Below are 20,789 nucleotides of genomic sequence, written 5' to 3' on the forward strand. Positions count from 1 at the left end.
ACGGAACATGAAAATTGCCATTGGAGCTGATAGCGCCGGCAAGCCGCTGCTCGACGTCATTGCCGCTCACCTCGCTACCAAGCCCGGCCTCACGGTTAGCGACCTCAGCCAGTCGGGCTACTATGCCGACCTGTCACAGAAGCTCGCGCAGACCATCCTGGACGGCGAAAACGATCGCGGCATCCTGTTTTGCGGCACCGGCATCGGCGTATCCATATCCGCCAACAAGGTGCCCGGCATTCGCGCCGCACTCACCCACGACACCTATTCGGCCGAGCGCGCGGCAAAATCCAACAACGCCCAGATCATCACCATGGGCGCCCGCGTCATCGGCCCGGAACTGGCTAAGTCGATCGTCGATGCATGGCTTGCATCGGAATTCGATGAGAAGGGACCATCGGCCGGCAATGTCCAGGCGATCGACAGGCTCGACGCGGCGAAGCGGGGTTAAGCCAGACTGTTCCAGATCGCTCTGATGATCGTCACGGCCGATACGGCGCCGGGGTCCATATGCCCGAGCGAGCGCTCGCCGAGCCGCGATGAGCGGCCCTTGGCGGCGATCATGTCCTTGGTCGCCTCGGCACCTCGTTCGGCCGCTGCAAGTGCAGCCTCCAGGCTCTCGGACAGGCTCTTGCCGGCTTCCTGCGCGGCACCCGCTGCTTGCGCCGCCGGCAGCCAGGCGTCGACCATGGTCTTTTCGCCGAGCTCGGCCTTGCCGCGATCCTGGATGCCTTGCGCCATCGCCCGGAGCATGGCGATGATGTCAGCGTCCTCCAGAATTGCCTTGCCTTTGACGGCGGCGGCACCGCGCATGAAGGCGGTCGCATAGAGCGGGCCCGACGAGGCGCCGACCGCGTTGAGGAAGGATTTCGCCGCAGTGTTGAGCAGCGCCGTCGGCTCGGTCGCCGCGAGGTCAAGTTGCGCTAGTGCATCGCGCGCAGCAGTGAAGCCTAGTGCCATGGCGATGCCATGGTCGGCGTCGCCGATGACGCCGTCGAGTTGGCAGAGCCTTCCCTTGTCGGCGTCGATCGCCGCCGCGATCTCATCGAACATTCTTTTCAAGCCGACTGAATCGATCGAGGTCATGATGCTTTCTCAGCCGGCGCGGAACATGGCGCAGTCGCAAGGATGATCGAGCATCGCCTGCAACTCGCCGTCGAGATGCATCAGCGTCACCGAGGCGCCGGCCATTTCGAGAGAGGTGCAGTAATTGCCGACCCAGGTCGCGTGGACGGAAACGCCGATCTCGTCGAGCCTCTGCTTGACGCGTCGGTTCATGATGTAGAGCTCCATCAGCGGCGTCGAGCCGAGCGAATTGACCAGCACCGCGACCTTATCGCCGCGCGCCGGCGCCATCTCGTCGAGGATACTGTCCAGCATCTCGTCTGTGATCTCGTCGGCGGTTTTCAATTTTCCGCGCGCGATGCCTGGCTCGCCATGGATGCCCATGCCGATCTCCATCTCGTCCGGTCCGATCTCGAAATTGGGCCGGCGGGTCTGCGGCAGCGAGCAGGGCGACAGGGCCACGCCCATGGTGAAGGTGTGATCGTTGGCCTTCCTGGCGATACGCTCGCATTCATCGAATGACAGCATCTGGTCGCATGCGGCACCGGCGGCCTTGAAGATGAAGAAATTGCCGGCGACGCCGCGCCGCTTCTGCCTCTGGTCGCGCGGCGCCGAGGCGACATCGTCGGTGGTCAGCACGGTGCGCACCTCAATGTCGTCCATTGCCGCCATTTCGGCGGCCATGTCGAAGTTCATCACGTCGCCGGCATAGTTGCCGTACATGAACAGCACGCCGGCGCCACCGCTGGCCGCCTTGGCGCATTCGAGGATCGGGTCCGGCGGCGGCGAGGCGAAGACATTGCCGATCGCGGCGGCGTCGGCCAGCCCCTTGCCGACGAAGCCGAGGAAGGTCGGCTCATGGCCCGAGCCGCCGCCGATGACAAGGCCGACCTTGTCTGGGCGCGGTCCGTCGCGGGCGATAATGGCGCGCGGACTGCCGTCCGCGCTTCTGAGGTGGCGCGGATGCGCGGCCAGAATACCCTCCAGCATCTCGTCGACGGAGCGATTGCCGTCATTGATGATCTTCTTGGTCTGCACCGGCATCCTCCTGCTTCGTGAGATACTACAGCGCCTTACCGGGATTTCCACCCGGCGGTGGAGGTTTCACGCCGCGATGTGTTCGCGTGCTGCCAGCAGTTGCACGCAGGCACTGGCCGCCTCTTTGCCTTTGACCCTGAAATGCTCGAAGAAGAAGCGGTGATGGTCCGCGCTGTCATGGTAATTATGCGGCGTCAGCACCGCCGAAAGCACCGGCACGCCAGTCGACAATTGCACATTCATCATGCCGTCGATGACCGCGCTTGCAACAAACTCGTGCCGGTAGATGCCGCCATTGACGACGAACGCGGCGCCGAGGATAGCGGCATAGCGGCCGGTCACGGCAAGCGTCTTTGCATGCAGGGGAATCTCATAAGCGCCAGGCACATCGAAGACATCGACGGCAAAGCGTTTCTCTCCGAGAACCGCCAGTTCCGCCTCGAATGCTTCAACGCATTGGTCGACGATATCGGCGTGCCAACGCGCGCGAATGACGGCAACGCGGATCGTTTTATAGTCGTTGTGGGAATGCTGATTCATGGGTCCATCCTTCCGTTTCGAACCAGAATCAGGACGCACGATAGGGAGTCCGAACCGCGAAAGCGGACCGTCTTCCATTTCGTTCTCTTCCATCCGGACTGTGACCGTCGGCTCCGGAATCACACCGGATCTGCTGACCCCTCCGGCTAACCGGAAAGCGCTCGCGGGCTTGGGCCGAGACCCTTACCGCCGGTGGGGACTTTCACCCCGCCCTGAGAACATTGACGGCGTTTGTATGGAAGGGCCGGAAAGCGCTGTCAACCACCGGCGTCGTCGTCGATGGCGCAGAAATAGCGATTCGTTTCGACCTGGTCACCGTTGAGGGCGAGGGAGGAGAGCGTCAAATGGCGATCACCGGTAAGGCAGGCAGCACCTTGTCCAAGGTGATGGGAAATTCACGCACTCGCACGCCGGCCGCGTTGTAAACGGCGTTGGCGACAGCAGCCCCCGCACCGCACACGCCGAGCTCGCCGAGACCCTTTGCGCCAAGCGGGTTGGCCTTGTCGTCGTCTTCCTCGAGGAAGGCGACCTCCATATCGGGGACATCGCCATTGACCGGCACATGATACTCGGCAAGATCGTGATTGACGAAGTGGCCGTAGCGCGGGTCGAGCACCGTCTGCTCCATCAGCGCTGCACCGATCCCCCAGGTCATACCGCCGATGATTTGCGAGCGCGCGGTCTTGGCGTTGAGGATACGGCCCGCGCCGATCACAGCCAGCATCCGGCGCATGCGGATTTCACCGGTATCGCAATCGACAGCGACCTCTGCGAAATGCGCGCCATAGGAATGCTGCGAATAGGTCTTGTATGACTGGGTGGTGGCGCCCGCGGCTACGGAGCCTTCGGCTTCGAGCCCGTCGGGAGAGATCCCTCGGATAAGATCGGTCAGGCTCGCCGATCGCTGGCCGACCCTGACCTCGCCGTCGGCAAAGCTTGCCTCGGTGGCGTTCGCGCCGCGCAACGGCGAGGCTTCGTTCGACTGCGCCGCCTCCAGGATCTGTTTCTTGAGGACGTTGCATGCATTATGCAAGGCCGAACCCGCGCTTGCTGCGCCCCAGGATCCGCCGGAGCCGGCGGTACGCGGGAAGCGGCTGTCGCCGAGCTCCACCTTGACGGACGAGATCGGCAGGCCGAGGCTCTCGGCGGCAATCTGGGTCAGGATCGTATAGGTGCCGGTCCCAATATCGGTCATGTCGAGCCGCGCCGTCACCCGACCGTCCCGGTCGATCGCAACCCGCGCCGTCGCCGCGCCGATATAGTTCGGACGGATCGCCGCCGCCATGCCGTGGCCGATAAACTTGCGGCCCTCCCGAGTTCGGCCCGGTGTCGGGTTTCTCCGCTCCCAGCCGAAACGGCGGGCGCCTTCCTCCATGCAGGCGACGAGATTGCGGGTGGAGAACGGCACGCCGCGCTCGGGATCCTGTGCCGGTTCGTTGCGGATCCTGAGTTCGATCGGGTCCAGACCGGCGCGCTCGGCGAGCTCATCCATGGCGCATTCGAAAGCCAGCATGCCGGGCGCTTCGCCGGGCGAGCGCATCCATTCGCCGCGGTTGATGTCCAGCGGAACCAGGCGATGGCGGGTGAGACGGTTCGGCGCCGCGTAGAGCGAGCGCGCAAAAACTGCCGTTTGTTCGCAGTACTCCTCGAAGCTGGACGTTGCGGACCAGACATCGTGCGCGATCCCGGTGAGCCGCCCGTCAGTGTCCGCGCCGAGACGTACCTGTTGGACCATCTCTGCGCGATGACCGGCATTGGCGAACATCTGTTGTCGCGTCAGCGCGATCTTCACGGGGCGCTGCAGCACCTGCGCTGCAAGTGCGGCCAGGATCGTGTCGGCATGGGCAATCAGCTTGGAGCCGAAGCCTCCGCCGATGAAGGGGCTGACGATGCGCACTCGCTCGAGCGGGATGCGAAGCGTGCTGGCGACCCCGGCCCGGAAGTTCGCGAGGGTCTGCGCCGATGTACGGATCGTCAGCTCGTTGCCTGACCAGGCAGCAAGCGTCGCATGCGGCTCCATCGGATTGTGATGTTCGAAGGGGGTCCCGTAAGTGGCATCGATCTTGATCGGCGCCGTCGCAAAGGCGCGCTCGAAGTCGCCGACCACGCTGTCGGTCTCGAAGCCGGCATTGGTCCGCTTTGGCGCGTAGGCGTCGGCGATATGTCCCGGTAGATCGTAGAGGCCCGGCTCCTCGTCGTAGCGTACTCTGATGAGGCCCGCAGCAGCGCGCGCCGCCTCGAACGTCTCCGCAACGACCAGCGCGACCGGCTCGTCGTAATACCGTACCCGATCGCTGTTGAGCGCGGGCCGGGGGCGCGTGAAGACCTCCGGCACCGTTGGCGTGACCGTTGGGCCGAAATCCGGCTGGGCCGGCGCATTGCGGTGCGTCATGACGAGCAGCACTGCCGGCGCCCGTTCGGCTTCGGTCGTGTCGATCTCGGCGATGCGGCCCTTGGCGACGGAGGCGCCGAGAATGTAGCCATAGGCTGTACCATCCAGCTCATTCTCGTAAGCGTATGTGGCGCCGCCCGTCACTTTGAGCGGACCGTCGATGCGGTCGATCGGCCTCCCGATGATGCCAGCATCGGGACGAGGTTTCACCCTTGAATGGGTGGCGGAGCCGGGCAGTCCGGGTATGGTCTCGTTCATAAGTCACCTAAAGATTTTCATCTGGAGTTCGGAAGCATCGAGGCCGCGACGACGCCTCTTCCTCGCACCTTCATGTTCGTCGCGCGGCGGGCCGGAGCTCACGCGGCGATCTCGCCGAAATACTCGCGAAACTCGACCAGCCTCCCTGTCGGGCCGGCCCGCATGAGGATCGCATGCAGGCCAGTGTAGGGCGCGCCACTGATTGTTCCGCTCCCGCGGTCGCAAACGATGACCCAGTCGGCGGCGAAGAGCTTGAGATCGACGGTCGATTTCGTGATCCTGTTTCCCTGCGCTTGATGCGCGGCGGTCCAGGCTGCGAGTGCCCGCTTGCCTTCCGGCGGTCCGTGTCGGCCTCGTTGCTCGCCGACAGGGAATTGGAAGGTCATCGTCTCATCGCAACAATCAAGGAATGCCGTCCAGTCGCCAGAGGCCCAGCCGGCAAAGAAGGCGTCGACGGCGGCCTCGAGCCCGTGACGAGCTCCCGGGTCGGATGTGGCGCCCCAGGCTGCGGCGGCAGAAACAAAAAGGCCGCCACCCGCGGCGGTAACGGCGCGTCGCGTGAGTTTCATATCGATCTCCTGCTCGTCGCCTGCATCTGGGAACCGCTGTTCGGGGTCGTCGTCTCTGTCATCGTGTCACCTCACGCACTCTCGACGGCAGCAGCGAGCGTGTGCCGCATCGTCCGTTTCGCCAGCGGGATCTTGAAATCATTGGCGCCATGCCCGACAGCTCCGGCGAGCGCTGCTTCGGCCGCGTCGATAAAGGCACCGTCGGACGCCGACGCTCCTGCGAGCGTGCGCTCCGCCTCCGTCGCGCGCCAGGGCTTCGCTGCCACGCCGCCCATGGCGATCCGAGCGCCTCGGATACGGTCGCCGGTTTTCTCGAGGATTGCTGCCACCGACACCAGCGCGAAGGCGTAGGAAGCACGGTCGCGCACCTTGCGGTAAAGCTGCCGGCCGGGTGGCGGCGGCGGCAGGACAACCGCGACGACCATTTCGCCGTGGCCGAGCACGGTCTCCACCTGGGGCGTCGCCTCGGGCAATCGATGGAAATCGCTGATCGGGATCGTGCGGGTCTCGCCGCCGGGCGAGACGGTCTCGATCCTGGCGTCGAGCCCGGACATGGCGACCGCCATGTCGGAGGGATGGACCGCGATGCAGGCTTCGCTCGCGCCGAGTACGGCGTGCATGCGATTGAAGCCCTGAAGTGCCGCGCAGCCCGAACCCGGCTGGCGCTTGTTGCAGGGCATGTTGCGGTCGTAGAAATAGGGGCAGCGCGTGCGCTGCAGGAGATTGCCGCTGGTCGAGGCCTTGTTGCGTATCTGTCCGGACGCTCCCGCCAGCAGCGCTTGCGTGAGCATCGGGTAGCGCGACCTTACCCGCGGGTCGGCGGCAAGATCGCTATTGCGGACCTGGGCACCGATCCGAAGCCCGCCTTCCGCCGTCTGCTCGATCCGATCAAGCGGCAGCCGGCTGATGTCGACGAGATGCGCTGGGCGCTCGATCTCGAGCTTCATCAGGTCGAGCAGGTTGGTGCCGCCGCTGATGAACTTCGCGTCCGGCCGGGCCGCAACCGCGGCCGCCGCCTGCTCAGCACTCGCCGCACGTTCATAAGTGAAGGACTGCATTGCTCATGCCTCCTCTGCCGCGTCGCGGATTGCAGCGACAATGTTCGGATAGGCGGCGCAACGGCAGATGTTGCCGCTCATCCGCTCGCGGATCTCGGCATCGGTGAGAGCGACGGAAGCCGCTGCCACGTCGGCGCTCGCATGGCTTGGCCAGCCGGCCCGCGCCTCGCCCAGCATGCCAACCGCCGAGCAGATCTGGCCTGGCGTACAGTAGCCGCACTGGAAACCGTCGCGGGCGACGAAGGCAGCCTGGACCGGATGCAGCCGGTCACCCTCGGCAAGGCCCTCGACCGTGGTGATCTCGTCGCCTTCATGCATTGCGGCAAGCGTCAGGCAGGAATTGATCCGGCGCCCATCAACGAGCACCGTGCATGCGCCGCACTGGCCGTGGTCGCAGCCCTTCTTCGAGCCGGTGAGGCCGAGATGGTTGCGCAGGGCGTCGAGCAGCGTCGTCCGCGGGTCGAGCTCGATGGCAAGATCCTTCGCGTTGATCCGTAACGACATCGTCATCGTCGGTAGCGGTGAGGACGACGCAGCCGCCGTGACGGTCTCGGCCGGCTCGGCGTCAACCGGTAGTCCGGTAGCCAGGAGCACCCCGGTCGCAACACCGCCTTCCAATACCATCCGACGCGTCGGCCCGCTCCTGTTGTCCGTTTTGGCCATGCATGATCTCCCAGTCGCAATGAAGCGCAGACGGCAACTTGACCCAGAGAACCCTCGGGTTCTGTCACCCAACGACACCGGAGGTGGGAGTGCGGGCGGCGGCTTTCTTTCAAGAAACCGGCGGCACTATCAGGATTCTGGAGAAGAATTCACCCGATAGGCACGAGGCGTCATGCCCCTCAGACGCCGGAAGGTCGTGGTGAAGTGGCTCTGGCTTGAGAAGCCGAGCCGAAAGGCAATGACACCGATCGACAAACCCGTTTCGCGCAGCAGCGCCTCCGCTCGCCGCACCCGTTCCTCGATCACATAGGCGTAGGGTGCAAGACCGGTCGTCGCCTTGAAGCGACGCGCAAAACTGTCGACGGCCATGCCCGCGGCGGCTGCCAGCTCGCTTAGCGAAATGTCGGCATTCATATGCGCATCGATGTAATCCCGAACGCGACCAATTGCCCGGCGGCTGAGACAGCCGTGACGTACAAACCGCGGTTGCTCCCGGCTCAGGTTGGCCACGCGGAGACTGACGAGGGCGACCAGATGCTCGACATAGGCAGTGTCTGGCTTGTGGCCGAGTGCCATCTCGTCACGAAGCGAACTCAGCAGCGTGGCGACGACCGCGTCTTTCTTGTTTACCAGTATAGGCAGGTTCCTCAGGCGTTCGCATCCGGGAAGCCCGATATCGGGATCGATCCACAGGGCTGAATAGGAGAGGTTTACATCGCGATAGAAGCCCTGTCGTTCCGCGCCTGCCGGGACGAAGGTGAGGGCTCCGGGACGGTCCATTCCGTCGTAAAGGGATCGTGCCTCGTGCCGGATGGATGTATGGGACGTGCCGCCTTCTTCGGTCAGCACGATCAGATGATGAGGGGCTGTCCAGCGGAGCTCCGCCTCCCGGCACGCCCACCGCCGGTTGTCGAAGACGATCGAGGAGCTGACCCATGACGCGGTTTGCAGGGGCTCCGACTTCTCGTCCTGGCTCCGAACCCGTCCGTCACCAAGCAACGGTCTGAATGACATCGCGGTATCCCGCTGGTTCACTCGCCGAGCCGTGGGCAACCCCGGCTTCGAGCGTTGGGCGCCGCCCCGCCGCTACGCATACGGCCGTGCATGTGGGACAGGCAACGGGCGTTTTTAACCGTGCCGTGTTCAAGAAATCGTGAGATCAGGCAAATCCGGAGCGCCCTCTCGGCAAAGCGGATCATCCGCGCTCGGGAAACATCGCCCTCAGGCCTTCGCGCGAGGCCGTAGCGACACCGCGTTCGGTAATCAAGCCGGTGACCAGCCGCGCCGGCGTCACGTCGAAGGCCGGATTGGCCGCCGGCGTGGCTTCCGGCGATACGCGGACCTGGGCGATCTCGCCGGAAGCGGTCTTGCCCCAGACCAGTGAGACCTCGTCGGGCGAGCGCTGTTCGATCGGGATGTCGGCCAGCCCGTCGCCCACGGTCCAGTCGATCGTCGGCGACGGCAGCGCGACATAGAACGGCACGTCGTTGTCGTCGGCGGCGAGCGCCTTGAGATAGGTACCGATCTTATTGCAGACATCGCCGTCGGCGGTGGTCCTGTCGGTGCCGACGACGACCATGTCGATCTGGCCGCGCTGCATCAGATGGCCGCCGGCATTGTCGACGATCAGCGTATGCGGCACGCCGTGGCCGGCCATCTCCCAGGCGGTCAATTGGGCACCCTGGTTGCGGGGTCGTGTTTCGTCGACATAGACATGGACTGGAATGCCGGCTTCCGTCGCCAGATAGATCGGCGCGGTGGCGGTGCCGTAGTCGACCGTGGCCAGCCACCCGGCGTTGCAGTGGGTCAGGATATTGACCGGTTCGCCCGGCTGCTTGCGCGCCGCGATCGCCTTGATGATTTCGAGCCCATGGGCGCCGATGGCACGGTTGAGGCCGACATCCTCGTCGGCGATCTCGCCGGCACGCCGATAGGCAGCCGCGGCACGTTCTGCCAGGGGAAGCGTCAGCAGGAAGCGCTGCATTTCGTTCAGCGCCCAGCGCAAATTGATCGCCGTCGGGCGCGTTTCGTGCAAGGTTGCCCAGACGGCGTCGAGTGCTGCATCCGACGGATCGTCGGCCATCTGCATGGCGACGCCATAGGCCGCGGTGACGCCGATCAGCGGCGCCCCGCGCACCCACATGTCGCGGATTGCCGTGGCGATGCCGGCGACGGTATCGATCTTTTCGATGCGGAAATCATGCGGCAGCCAGCGCTGGTCGATGATCTCCACCGAACGCCCGTCGTCACTCGGCCAGATGGTGCGGTAGTGGCGGTCGCCGACGTTCAAATCCTGCTCTCCCGTTCGATCAGCGCGGCCAACCGGTTGACCTCGTCGATGCTGTGGATCTGGCGCCGGTTGACGGCGAGGTGGCGGCCGAATTTCAGCGCCTTTGCTTCACATCTGGCGCGCAGATCCGGATCGGCAATGGTCTCGAAATCGGCATTGTGGGCAAGGCCGAGAATTCGCCGGTGAACCTCGACGCCGGCAAAGCCGAGCAGATCGGTCCAGATCGAATGCAGCATATGGTCTAGCGCCTGCTCGGCGCCAAGCCTGTCGTCCTGATCTTCGAACAGGCTCTTCTGGTAGAGCATGCCGGTACGCTCGGTTCGCCACAGATGCGAGAACTCGGCGCGAAACACCGACCATGTCTCGACCGTAACGCCGAGCAGATAGTCACGCATGGCGTCGCGGCTTCCGTCCTGTTCATGGCCGCGCTGGGAGAAGAACGCCATCCAGAAATTGGCGAGCAGCATGCCGACGTCGAAGGCGATCGGCCCGTAGAAGGCGAATTCGGGGTCGATCATCCGCGTTTCGGTGTCGGTGACCATGATCGAGCCGGAATGCAGGTCGCCATGCAGCAGCGTCTCGGCATTGGCAGCGAAGATGTGCTTCATGCGCTGCGCCTCGACCTTGAGGTCGCGGTCGGCGCGCAGCTCGGCGACAATGCCATCGAGCTGCGGGCTGGTGTGCCGGTTCATCTTGGCATCGAAATACGGATCCGAGAAAACCAGGTTCTCGGTGATGTCGCAGAGTTCGACATTATCGGCGAACAGTGCCAGATCGGCCTTGCGGTCCTTGGTCGCCATATGCAGGTCGGAGCCGCGAAACAACGTGCGGGCCATGAACAAGCCGATGTCTGTCGCGATGTTGGGCAATTGCCGGCCTTCGATCAGCGCCCGCCGCAGGATAATGTGCGGCGACAGATACTCCATGATGATCAGCGCCTGGCCTTCGTCGAAGTGATAGATATCGGGCACCGAACCCGGCGCCCGCGCCTGTTGCCGCGTCAGCGCATGGTATTCGAAGAAAGAGCGCTTTAGCGGCAGCGGCCAGCTGTCGCCGACCAGCCGGACGTAGGGCAGGGCCTGCTTGACGACGGCCGCACCCTCAGCACCCTCGACGATGAACACCAGGTTCAGATTGCCGTCGCCGACTTCACGAACCTTCCACTGGCTCGTATCCTTGCCGATCTGCGAACACAGGGGCTCGTTGGCACCGAGACGGCCCGCCAGTGTCTCGACCGACAGTGCTTCGAACGGCGATTTCCCAGTCATCCTCACCTCCCGCTCATGTGCTCCGATGATAGCGGAGCCAACGCGGTCGGGCCAAGCTAGGAAGCCTGCTGGCAATTGTCAATCGTGTTGACAATTGCCGATATAGCCCATAGCGTCATGGTCAGGGAGGAACGAATGGGCAATGATGCCGTGTTCCGCGTCGACGGCCTGAGGAAATCCTTTGGCCATATCGAGGTGCTTGGCGGCGTCTCGCTCGAGTTGCATGCCGGCGAAGTGACCGTGCTGATGGGCGCCAACGGCGCCGGCAAATCCACCCTCGTCAAGATCATCAGTGGCGTCTACGACCATGGCGGCGGCTCGATGTCGCTTGCCGGTCATGAGTTCGACCCGAAAACGCCGGCGGAGGCGATCCGCGCCGGCGTCGTTACCGTCCACCAGAACATCAATGACGGTGTCGTCGCCGACCTTGACGTCGCCACCAATCTTACCCTCGACAGGTTGAGCGGCAGCGGCGTGCCGACGCTGTTTAATCCAGGTCGGGTGCGTCGCGAGGCAAAGGCGGTGGCCGACCGCATGGGACTGGCCATCGACCTCAAGGCCCGGATCAGCGATCTCTCTCTGGCCGACCGCCAGATGGTGGCGATCGCCCGCGCCATGGCGCACCGGCCGAAAGTGCTGATCCTCGACGAGCCGACTTCCTCGCTGTCCAGCGCCGAGGCCGACCGGCTGTTCGCATTGCTCGACCGGCTCCGCCAGCAAGGCGTGGCGATCCTCTACATTTCGCACCGTATGTCGGACATCAGGCGGCTTGCCGATCGCATCATTTCGATGCGCGACGGGGTCATCTCAGGCATCTTCGACAAGAAGCCGCTGGATTACGAAGGTGCGGTCAATGCCATGCTCGGCCGTAAGATCCAGCTCGAGCGGATCGTCGCCAGGAATTCGGCCAAAGCAATTTTCACTGCCGACGCGCTGCGGATTGCTGAAGGCGCCAGGCCGATCTCGCTGACGCTCGGCGATGGCGAGGTCGTTGCCATCACCGGCCTTGTCGGTGTCGGCAAGACCGCGCTCGCCGAGACGCTGTTCGGCCTGCGCCAGCCGCTGGCCGGGACCATGGTGCTGAACGGGAAACCCTATGCGCCGGCATCGACCGGCGAAGCGATTGCCGCCGGTGTGTTTCTCGTCGCCAAGGACCGAGGCGAAAACGGCATCGTCGGCGACTTCAACATCCAGGAGAATATCAGCCTGCCGTTCCACAGCCGCATGTCGCGTCTCGGTGTTCTCAAACGCCGTATCGAACGCGCCATTGCCCGCCAGCAGATCCAGGAGCTCGGCATCGTCTGCCGCTCGGAGAGGGACGAGATGGCGTCCCTTTCCGGCGGCAATCAGCAGAAGGTGATGGTCGCCCGCTGGATGTCGCAGGCGGCAAGGCTTTTCATCCTCGACGAGCCCTTTCAGGGTGTCGACATTTCGGCCAGGCGCGACATCGCCGCCAAGCTGCGGGCCAGCGCCCACGGCCGCGCGACGCTGCTGTTCGTCACCGAACTCGACGAAGCCCTGGAGACGGCCGATCGCATCATGGTGATGTCGGAGCAGACGATCGTCGGCGAGCACCGCAATACCGATGTCGATCTCGAGCGTCTGCTGGCCGAAGTGGCGGGCGGGCCGTTGCACAGCGCAGCCTGACGGCGGGAAGACGATGAGAATTGGAATGGAGAGGGCATGAATTCGGGTTGGATAAAGACGGTGCCAGCGTGCGGGAGCGCTGAATGATCCTGCGCGACAATGCTATTCGCTACGGCTTCATCGTTCTGTTGTTCGGGCTGATCGCCTATTTCGCCGTCGCCGCCGATGGTTTCGTCTCGCCGCAAAGTGCTGTCTTCATCTTCCAGTCGGTCGCCATCACCGGCGTTCTGGCGCTCGGCGTCACGGCCACGCTGGTCGTCGGCGGCTTCGACCTGTCGATCGGCTCGGTCGCCACCAGCGCCATGATGGCGGCTGCCTATGTCATGGTGGTGCTGGAGCAGAACGCCGTCATGGCGGTCGTCGTCTGTCTTGTGATCGGCGCCGTCGTCGGCCTGATCAATGGCTGGCTGATCGTCTATATGCGGGTTCCGGACCTTTTGGCGACGCTCGGCATGATGTTCCTGCTTGTCGGCCTGCAGCGCATCCCGACCGAAGGCCGTTCGATCGCCACCGGCATGACCATGCCCGACGGCTCGGTCGCCAACGGCAGCTTCGGCGCCGCGTTCCTGGCGCTTGGCCGCCATCGCTTCGATTTCTTCATCCCGAACCTCATTCCGGTGTCGGTCGTCGTCCTGCTCGTGCTGGCGGTGCTGATCTGGTTCTTTCTCGAATACACCCGTTTCGGCCGCATGATGTACGCCGTCGGCAGCAACGAACGCGCAGCAGAACTCGCCGGCGCGCCTGTCAAGGCATACAAAATCTGGGCCTATGTGATTTCGGGAGTTTTTGCCTCGATCGGCGGCATTTTGCTCGCTGCCCGGCTTGGACGCGGCGACATCGCCTCGGGTAATAATCTGTTGCTCGACGCGGTGGCTGCGGCACTCATCGGTTACGCGGTTCTCGGCGCGGCCAAGCCGAACGCCTTCGGCACGGCTGTCGGCGCGGTGTTTGTCGGCGTGCTGCTGCAGGGCCTGACGATGATGAACGCGCCTTACTACACGCAGGATTTCGTCAAGGGCGTGGTTCTCGTGGTCGCCCTTGTCTTTACCTTCGCCCTGTCCGGCAGGGGCAGGAGATAGGGTTCGACCGGGTCACATTTTGGGTTCAACAAGTGGAGGAAGCGACGTGAACATCACAAGAAGACTTTTGGGGAAGGCAGCGCTCGGGCTTGCCGGCGCAACATTGCTGATGCAGATGCCGGCAATGGCGCAGGACAGGCCGGCGCCGTTCGACAAGCCGGGTGCCGTCAAGATCGCGCTGGTCCGCTATCTCTCGACCGGCGACTTCTTCCAGGCCTATCTTTCCGGAGTCGAGGCGCAGGCCAAGGCGCTCGGCGTCGACCTGCGCGTGCTCGACAGCCGCCAGGACGCAGCCCTTCAGGCGGACATGGTCGACCAGGCCATCGCGCTCGGCGTCCAGGGCATCATCATCCAGCACGGCCTGACGGAATCGATGAAGGACGCCGCCCAGCGCGCGGTCGACGCCGGCATCAAGGTCGTCGCCTTCGACGTCAATGTCGAAAACCCCAAGATCCCGCAGATCGAACAGTCCGACCGCGACCTCGCCCGCCTGGCGCTCGAACAGGCGGTCAAGGACAATGGCGAGAGCTGGAAGGCCGGCTATGTCTATGTCGCCGGCATCGCCCCACTCGACCGCCGCAACGAGACCTGGGTCGAATTCAAGAAGAAATATTCGGGCATCGATGAAGTTGCCATGTTCGGCACGCTCGACAACCCGATCGCCAATTCGGTCGCCAACCAGGCCCGTTCGGTGCTATCGGCCCATCCCGACATCAAGGTGATGTTCGCGCCCTATGACGAATTCGCCAAAGGTGTGAAGATCGCCGTCGACGAGGCCGGGTTGAACAAGGACATCAAGATCTATTCGGCCGACATCTCTACCTCGGACATCGCCGCGATGCGCGAGCCGGACAGCGCCTGGGCGGCAACCGCCGCCACCAACCCGGCCGTCGTCGGCCAGGTCTCGGTGCGTGCGCTGGCGCAGCTGTTGGCCGGTGAAGATCCCGGCCACAACGTCATTGTGCCGCCGACGCTGATCACCCAGAAGGACCTCGTCGACAAGGACATCAAGAACATGGAAGACCTCTCGGCCAAGCTGCCGCAATTCGCCCATGCCGACGTCGCGATGCCGGCCTGGATGCCGAACCCGAACGCGAAGTAATTTTCGCTATAGGCAAAGGAAAAGAGCGGCTCGCGGGCCGCTCTTTTTGTTGGTCCGGTGTTTAGATCTACCTCAACGCCGCCGCGATGTTGCCGCCATCGACCGTCGTCACATCGGCGGTGGTCCGCTCGGCCAGCGCCTGATGCAGAAAGGCCTGGGCGACGTCTTCGGCCGTCACTTCCTGTCCGAGCAGGTTGCCGGACATGTACTCCTTTTCAGACACGCCGCGCGCGCCCGAGCGGCTGGCGATCATGGCGTCGGTCAACAGCCCCGAACGGATGCGGTCGGCGTTGACGGCATTGGAGCGGATGCCATGCGCGCCGTAGTCGAGCGCATATTGCCTGGACAAAAACAACGTTGCCGCCTTGGGAATGCCATAGGCGCCGAACTTCGGCCCCGGATTGACCGCCTGCTTGGAAGTGTTGAACAACAGCACGCCGCCGGTGCCCTGTTCCAGCATGATGCGCACGGCATTCTGCGCCGCCGACTGATGGGCGAAGAAATTGAGTTCGAAGCTTTTGCGCAAGGTGGCGTCGTCGAGCTCGCCGATCCGGCCCTCCCAGGCAGCACCGGCATTTGACACGAGAATGTCGAGGCCGCCGTAGACGTCGACCGCTTTGTCGAAGGCGGCGCGCATCTGCACCGGATCGGTGATGTCGGCACCAATGCCGATCGAATTGTTACCGGCCTTTTTTGCCGCCTCGGCAGCCCTTGCCGCATCGAGATCGACGACGACGGCATGGGCACCGTTGTCGGCGAACAGCTTTGCCGTGGCAGCACCGATCGCGCCGGCGCCGCCGGTGACCAGCAACACCTGGCCGGTCAGCGGCTTCGGCTTGTTGGCTGCGAGCTTGGCCTGTTCCAGCGACCAGTATTCGAGCGGGAACAGATCGCTTTTGGAGAGCGGGCGGAAATCGCCGACGGCTTCGGCGCCGCGCACCGCCTCGATCCACATTTCGCCGACGTCGGACGCTATCTTCGCATCCTTGAGCGTGCGGCCGTGGCCGAACATGCCGAGGCCGGGCACCAGCGTCAGCCGCGGCATCGGGTCGAGCATGGTGCGCTTCACATCGTCGAGCGCATCATTGGTTTCGAAATAGGCGCGATAGTCCTTGGCGAATTTCTCGACATGCTGGCGGATGACGGATTTGTAGTCGCCGACCTTGTCCGCGTCGGGCGCCGGCAGTGCCATCGGTCCGGTCTTGATGCGGATCGACAGGTCGGGTGTCGACACGCCGCGCCCGGCATAGTCGGCAATTTTTGCCGAATTGATGAAATCGACGATCGCATCCGAGGTGCGGAAATCGCTGATCATCCGGTCGAAGCGGCCTTCGCCGCGTGCCACCGCCACTGCGCCGCGCAGCATCGGCGCAATCTCCGCGGGCTTCGCCAGCCTGGCCGGCAGTGCCACCTTTTCGGTGCGCGGCTTGCCGTTCCCGGCGATGAAATCCTCGGCGACGTTCACATAATGGATCATCCGGTCATAGGCCTGCCTGGCATTGTCGCCGAAGGTGAAGATGCCGTGCTTGTCGAGGATCAGGCCTTCGACCGTCGGATCGGCGTCGAATACATCGGCGGCCGCCTTGGCCAGATCGAAGCCCGGCATGATGTAAGGCACGAAGCCCATTTTCTCGCCGAACACCTTCCGGCTCAGCGCCTCGCTATCCTCCTGGTCGACGATGGCCAGGATCGCTGTCGAATGCGTGTGGTCGACGAATTTGTGCGGCAGGAAGGCGTGCAGCAGCGTCTCGACCGAAGGGTTGGGCGAGGACGGATCGATGAGGTTCGCCCGCTGCAGCGCGACCATGTCCTCGTCGGAGAGCTTCTTCAGCGACCGCGCCTTCAACAGCGCGCCGAGCTTGACCGCCGGCAGGCCCTGCGGCTCGATGACGCCCATGTCCCAGCCGCTGCCCTTGACGCAGAGCACGTCCCATTCGTCGCCGACGAGATCGGTGGCCCTGGTCTTGCAGGAGGTGTTGCCGCCGCCATGCAGGACGAGCCGCGGTTCGCCGCCCAGCAGCCTGGTCGTATAGACGCGCAGCGCCAGGTCGCGGGCCACACCCTTTTTAGCATAGTCGGCGACCAGCTTCTCCGCCTCGCCGTCATTCCAAAGGTTCTTCATGTCAGCTTCGTCCAATTTCTCTTTGTTGTGAACAGGAATGCCGCGACGCCTTGATGACAACGCGCCGGCGGCTGGAATTAGCTATCAGGCGACCTTTTCTGCTGCCGCTCCGGCATGGTCGAGCAGCCGTCGCGCCATGCGCGCGCCGACGACGAGATGGGTGCAGAGCCCGCCGGCGATCGCCGCGACGAGCGGTTCGAACTTGCTGTCTTCCTGCACCACCACAAGGCGCTTTCCGATCCTGCGCAGCGATGACAGCTCCGCCGAAATCAGCCGGCGGTTGTAGCTGCAGTCGAGCGCCTGGCCTTCGGTATCGATGATCTGCCCGGCAATGACGCCGGCCGCACCCGCCTTGCGCAGTGCAGTCATTTCGCTTGGCGTCAGCGCGCCGCATTTGACCAGATGGCTGTCGGTATCCACCGAGCCGACCGAATACAGCGCCAGGTCGCATTCGCCGATGCCCGACAATTGCTCGCGGATCACCGGCTCGGCGCGCAGGCCGCGTGCCAGTTCTTCCGTCGTCAGCACCAGCGGCGCGTAAAAATTCAGCCCCTTGGCATTGAGCCGGCGCGCGATTTCCATGGTGCATTGGTCCGGCCGGTACGAATAGGGGGCTCCCAGATTGCCGCAGAGCTGCACCACCGTGACGTCCTGCAGATCGGCATAGGACATGATGTCGGCGATGGTGTAGATGGTCTGCCCCCAGGCGACGCCGATACGGTCGCCCTTCCTGACCAGCTCGAGAAAGACGCTTGCCGCCAGCACCGCGATGTCGGTCGAGGGGTCGGCGACATAGCCGTTTTCCGGCGCGATCCAGACGGCGTCGAGCTTCAGCGCGTCTTCCAGCTTGCGCGCCAGCACGTCGTCGGTGAAAAGCTGAGTCGAGGTCGAGATGTTGACGATGCCAGTCTCGCGCGCCTTGCGCAGATACATCGCCACCGAGGCACGGGAAATCTTGAGCTGGCTGGCCACCTGGTCCTGGCGCAGGCCGTGTGCATAGTAAAGCCAGGCGGCCTTGTGGATAAGCTGTTCTGCCGGTCGGATCGCCATGCCATCTCCTTGCTGACATTATTCACGGCTCTCGACAAAAGTCAAACCTTAGGCTGCGCGCACCTAATCCGAAACCTAGCATTCTGGATGTCAGTAATTGCGCATTTATTGTTATCTCGGTACAATAAACCAATCAGGAGGTCCGACAATGAACGTGTCATTGGGAGAGCGTTGGGAAACGTTTGTTTCCAACATCGTCAAGCGCGGCCGCTACGGTTCTGCCAGCGAAGTCGTGCGCGAGGGCCTGCGCCTTGTCGAAGAGCGCGAGGAAAAGCTGAAGGCGCTCCGTGCCATGGTGGACAAGTCGTTTGCTGAAGGCGGCGAAGCCACCGAGCAGGATATTGACGCCGCCTTGGAAGCCAAGGCCAAGCAGCTCGCAAGGGAAGGCTTTTAGGAGTGCCACGGCTGCGCATGTTGCCGTCGGTACAAGCAGATTTGGTCAATATCCTTGAATACATCACTCGTGAAAGCGGCAGCCTGTTGATTGGCGGGCGTTTTGTGGAATGCTCTGCGCCAGAAATGCCGTGATCTGGCGAGCTTGCCGGCGACGATTGGTCGTGCTCGTCCCGAACTCCGGCCGGACGTCCGAAGTTTCGCTTTCAGGGGATACGTGATTTTCTTCCGCTATAATGGCGACTTTTTCGAAGTGGCGAATATCGTGGAAGGGCATCGGGACATCGACGTTTTGTGGCCGGAGGGTGAGGGCGGGGAGGGGCGTCCCAAGTAATGGGCGAAGTGTCTGATGGCGGTGCACGAATCCAGTACGCGCTCAGGATCTGGTGGTAAGAAGGCTCGACCAGACATTCGGAGGACGGGATGGGCAATCCCTACGAACAGGATCTCGACAGGAATCCGGCCAACCACCAGCCGCTGACGCCGCTGACCTATTTTGAGCGGGCGGCAAAAACCTTTCCCGACCAGACCGCCATCATCCATGGCCGCCAGCGCACGACCTATCGCGATTTCTGGAAGCGCTCGCTGAGGCTTGCCTCGGCGCTGGCGAAGCGCGGTATCGGCAAGGGCGACACCGTCACCGTCATGCTGTCCAACACACCGCCGATGCTGGAAGCGCATTTCGGCGTGCCGATGACCAGGGCGGTGCTCCATTCGCTCAACACCCGCCTCGACGCCGCCGTCATTGCCTTCCAGCTCGATCATGCCGAAAGCAAGGTGCTGATCGTCGACCGCGAATTCGCCGGCGTGGTTCGGCAAGCGCTGACCCTGGCCAAGGTCAGGCCGCTGCTGATCGATTACGACGATCCCGACTATGCCGCCGATGCGCCCTATGCCAAGGGCGAGCGGATCGGCACGCTCGACTACGAGGCGTTTGTCGCCGACGGCGACGAGGATTTCGCCTGGTCGATGCCGGACGACGAATGGGATGCCATTTCGCTCAATTACACCTCCGGCACCACAGGCAATCCGAAGGGCGTCGTCTGTCACCATCGCGGCGCGGCACTGATGGCCTATGCCAATACCATCCATGCCGGGATGGGCAAGCACCCGGTCTATCTGTGGACGCTGCCGATGTTCCACTGCAACGGCTGGTGCTTTCCCTGGACGCTTGCCGTGCAGGGCGGCACGCATGTCTGCCTGCGCTGGGTGCGGCCGAAGCAGATCTACGACGCCATCGCCGATCACGGCGTCACCCATCTGTGCGGTGCACCCATCGTCATGTCGGTGCTGATCAACGCCAGGGACGAGGACAAGCGGCAATTCCCGCAGACCGTCACCTTCAACACCGCCGCGGCGCCGCCGCCTGAGGCGGTGCTATCGGGCATGGCCGATGCGGGCTTTGCCGTCACCCATCTCTACGGCCTGACCGAAACCTATGGCCCGGCCGTCGTCAACGAATGGCACGGCGAGTGGGACCGGCTGGAGAAAGGGGCGAGGGCGGTGAAGAAGGCCAGGCAAGGCGTACGCTATGCCGCGCTCGAAGGCCTGACGGTGATAGACCCGCAGACGATGCAAGAGACGCCGGCCGACGGCGAGACGATCGGCGAGGTGATGTTCCGCGGCAATATCGTCATGAAGGGCTATCTCAGGAACCGCAAGGCGAGCGATGAGGCCTTTGCCGGCGGCTGGTTCCATTCGGGCGACCTCGGCGTCATGCACCCGGACGGCTACATCCAGCTCAAGGACCGTTCCAAGGACATCATCATCTCCGGCGGCGAAAACATCTCCTCGATCGAGGTCGAGGAGGCGCTCTACAAGCATCCCGCCGTCGCTTCTTGCGGCGTTGTCGCCCGATCCGACGACAAATGGGGCGAGGTGCCGGTCGCCTATGTCGAGCTGAAGCCGGGCAAGGCGGCGACCGAGGCCGAAATCATTGAGCACTGCCGCGCGCTGCTCGCCCGCTTCAAGGTGCCGAAAGCGGTGATCTTCGCCGAAATACCGAAGACTTCGACGGGTAAGATCCAAAAGTTCCGGCTGCGGGAAATGGCGAAACAGGCTTAGGTCGTTCAGACCATCGCCTGCGAACCCTGCTGCCGTTCGGTTCGCGCGATCATGTGCCGCCTTGAGCGCGGATAGACTCTTTGGAGAGTTGTAAGGGCTGCTCAAATGTTAATCGGTAAACTTGCTCCAGAGACGTACAGCCGCTCGAAGTGAAGTTATTCGCAACTAGAACTGATAGGAAATGTCTAAAG

The 20,789-nt window shown here is 63.5% G+C and carries 19 protein-coding genes and 1 riboswitch; of the genes, 7 read left to right on the forward strand and 12 right to left on the reverse strand.

Annotation, left to right across the window (positions count from 1 at the left end; all coding sequences use genetic code 11):
* Positions 1–7: 7 nt before the first annotated feature.
* Entirely contained in the window at positions 8–451 is a 444-nt protein-coding gene (gene derI / locus NKH16_RS07010) for a D-erythrulose-4-phosphate isomerase (RefSeq protein ID WP_023676015.1), read from the forward strand.
* Here derI and dhaL read toward each other — a convergent pair.
* From dhaL to mtnK, 10 genes are all read right to left on the reverse strand, one after another.
* Entirely contained in the window at positions 448–1,086 is a 639-nt protein-coding gene (gene dhaL / locus NKH16_RS07015; RefSeq protein WP_352875992.1) for a dihydroxyacetone kinase subunit DhaL, read from the reverse strand. The two genes, derI and dhaL, sit on opposite strands and share 4 nt — an antisense overlap.
* A gap of 9 nt (positions 1,087–1,095) precedes the next feature.
* Positions 1,096–2,103, reverse strand: a complete 1,008-nt coding sequence (locus NKH16_RS07020) for a dihydroxyacetone kinase subunit DhaK (protein ID WP_352875990.1) — start codon at positions 2,101–2,103, stop codon at positions 1,096–1,098.
* A 66-nt stretch (positions 2,104–2,169) separates the two neighbouring features.
* Positions 2,170–2,643 carry a 6,7-dimethyl-8-ribityllumazine synthase gene (locus NKH16_RS07025; protein WP_352875987.1) on the reverse strand — a complete coding sequence of 158 codons (474 nt, stop codon included), beginning with the start codon at positions 2,641–2,643 and terminating at the stop codon, positions 2,170–2,172.
* Between the two features lie 77 nt (positions 2,644–2,720).
* Positions 2,721–2,867: riboswitch (FMN riboswitch) on the reverse strand.
* Between the two features lie 116 nt (positions 2,868–2,983).
* On the reverse strand, positions 2,984–5,293 hold the full coding sequence (locus NKH16_RS07030) for a xanthine dehydrogenase family protein molybdopterin-binding subunit (RefSeq protein ID WP_352875984.1): 2,310 nt from the start codon (positions 5,291–5,293) through the stop codon (positions 2,984–2,986).
* A gap of 98 nt (positions 5,294–5,391) precedes the next feature.
* Positions 5,392–5,862: a nuclear transport factor 2 family protein gene (locus tag NKH16_RS07035; RefSeq protein ID WP_352875982.1), complete on the reverse strand. Its 471-nt coding sequence runs from the start codon at positions 5,860–5,862 to the stop codon at positions 5,392–5,394.
* Between the two features lie 71 nt (positions 5,863–5,933).
* Positions 5,934–6,920: an FAD binding domain-containing protein gene (locus tag NKH16_RS07040; protein ID WP_352875979.1), complete on the reverse strand. Its 987-nt coding sequence runs from the start codon at positions 6,918–6,920 to the stop codon at positions 5,934–5,936.
* A gap of 3 nt (positions 6,921–6,923) precedes the next feature.
* On the reverse strand, positions 6,924–7,583 hold the full coding sequence (locus NKH16_RS07045; RefSeq protein WP_352453241.1) for a 2Fe-2S iron-sulfur cluster-binding protein: 660 nt from the start codon (positions 7,581–7,583) through the stop codon (positions 6,924–6,926).
* Positions 7,584–7,712: 129 nt separating this feature from the next.
* Positions 7,713–8,597, reverse strand: a complete 885-nt coding sequence (locus tag NKH16_RS07050; protein WP_352876069.1) for a helix-turn-helix domain-containing protein — start codon at positions 8,595–8,597, stop codon at positions 7,713–7,715.
* A 181-nt stretch (positions 8,598–8,778) separates the two neighbouring features.
* Positions 8,779–9,873: an S-methyl-5-thioribose-1-phosphate isomerase gene (gene mtnA / locus NKH16_RS07055; RefSeq protein ID WP_352455228.1), complete on the reverse strand. Its 1,095-nt coding sequence runs from the start codon at positions 9,871–9,873 to the stop codon at positions 8,779–8,781.
* Entirely contained in the window at positions 9,870–11,141 is a 1,272-nt protein-coding gene (mtnK, locus tag NKH16_RS07060; protein WP_352875974.1) for an S-methyl-5-thioribose kinase, read from the reverse strand. The genes mtnA and mtnK overlap by 4 nt, the downstream gene beginning before the upstream one ends.
* A gap of 135 nt (positions 11,142–11,276) precedes the next feature.
* On the opposite strand from mtnK, the gene NKH16_RS07065 reads away from it, so the two are divergent.
* From NKH16_RS07065 to NKH16_RS07075, 3 genes are all read left to right on the forward strand, one after another.
* A complete protein-coding gene (locus tag NKH16_RS07065) occupies positions 11,277–12,788 on the forward strand; it encodes a sugar ABC transporter ATP-binding protein (RefSeq protein WP_352875971.1) in 1,512 nt (503 codons plus the stop codon).
* An 83-nt stretch (positions 12,789–12,871) separates the two neighbouring features.
* Entirely contained in the window at positions 12,872–13,867 is a 996-nt protein-coding gene (locus NKH16_RS07070; protein ID WP_352615088.1) for an ABC transporter permease, read from the forward strand.
* A gap of 46 nt (positions 13,868–13,913) precedes the next feature.
* Positions 13,914–14,969 carry a substrate-binding domain-containing protein gene (locus NKH16_RS07075; RefSeq protein WP_352875967.1) on the forward strand — a complete coding sequence of 352 codons (1,056 nt, stop codon included), beginning with the start codon at positions 13,914–13,916 and terminating at the stop codon, positions 14,967–14,969.
* A gap of 67 nt (positions 14,970–15,036) precedes the next feature.
* Here the strand turns inward: NKH16_RS07075 and NKH16_RS07080 are convergent, their stop codons facing one another.
* Together NKH16_RS07080 and NKH16_RS07085 are read right to left on the reverse strand one after the other, a co-directional pair.
* The gene (locus tag NKH16_RS07080; protein ID WP_352875964.1) at positions 15,037–17,091 is read right to left on the reverse strand and encodes a bifunctional aldolase/short-chain dehydrogenase; all 2,055 of its coding nucleotides are present in this window, start codon (positions 17,089–17,091) and stop codon (positions 15,037–15,039) included.
* 84 nt (positions 17,092–17,175) lie between these two features.
* A complete protein-coding gene (locus NKH16_RS07085) occupies positions 17,176–18,141 on the reverse strand; it encodes a sugar-binding transcriptional regulator (RefSeq protein ID WP_352875961.1) in 966 nt (321 codons plus the stop codon).
* 148 nt (positions 18,142–18,289) lie between these two features.
* Between NKH16_RS07085 and NKH16_RS07090 the strand changes: the two genes are divergently transcribed.
* From NKH16_RS07090 to NKH16_RS07100, 3 genes are all read left to right on the forward strand, one after another.
* Entirely contained in the window at positions 18,290–18,535 is a 246-nt protein-coding gene (locus tag NKH16_RS07090; RefSeq protein WP_352453248.1) for a type II toxin-antitoxin system ParD family antitoxin, read from the forward strand.
* Between the two features lie 144 nt (positions 18,536–18,679).
* The gene (locus NKH16_RS07095; protein ID WP_352898818.1) at positions 18,680–18,868 is read left to right on the forward strand and encodes a type II toxin-antitoxin system RelE/ParE family toxin; all 189 of its coding nucleotides are present in this window, start codon (positions 18,680–18,682) and stop codon (positions 18,866–18,868) included.
* Between the two features lie 89 nt (positions 18,869–18,957).
* Positions 18,958–20,598, forward strand: a complete 1,641-nt coding sequence (locus NKH16_RS07100; protein ID WP_352875956.1) for an acyl-CoA synthetase — start codon at positions 18,958–18,960, stop codon at positions 20,596–20,598.
* Positions 20,599–20,789 lie beyond the last annotated feature (191 nt).

The sequence above is a fragment of the Mesorhizobium sp. M1307 genome (assembly GCF_040318155.1).
Taxonomy (GTDB): domain Bacteria; phylum Pseudomonadota; class Alphaproteobacteria; order Rhizobiales; family Rhizobiaceae; genus Mesorhizobium.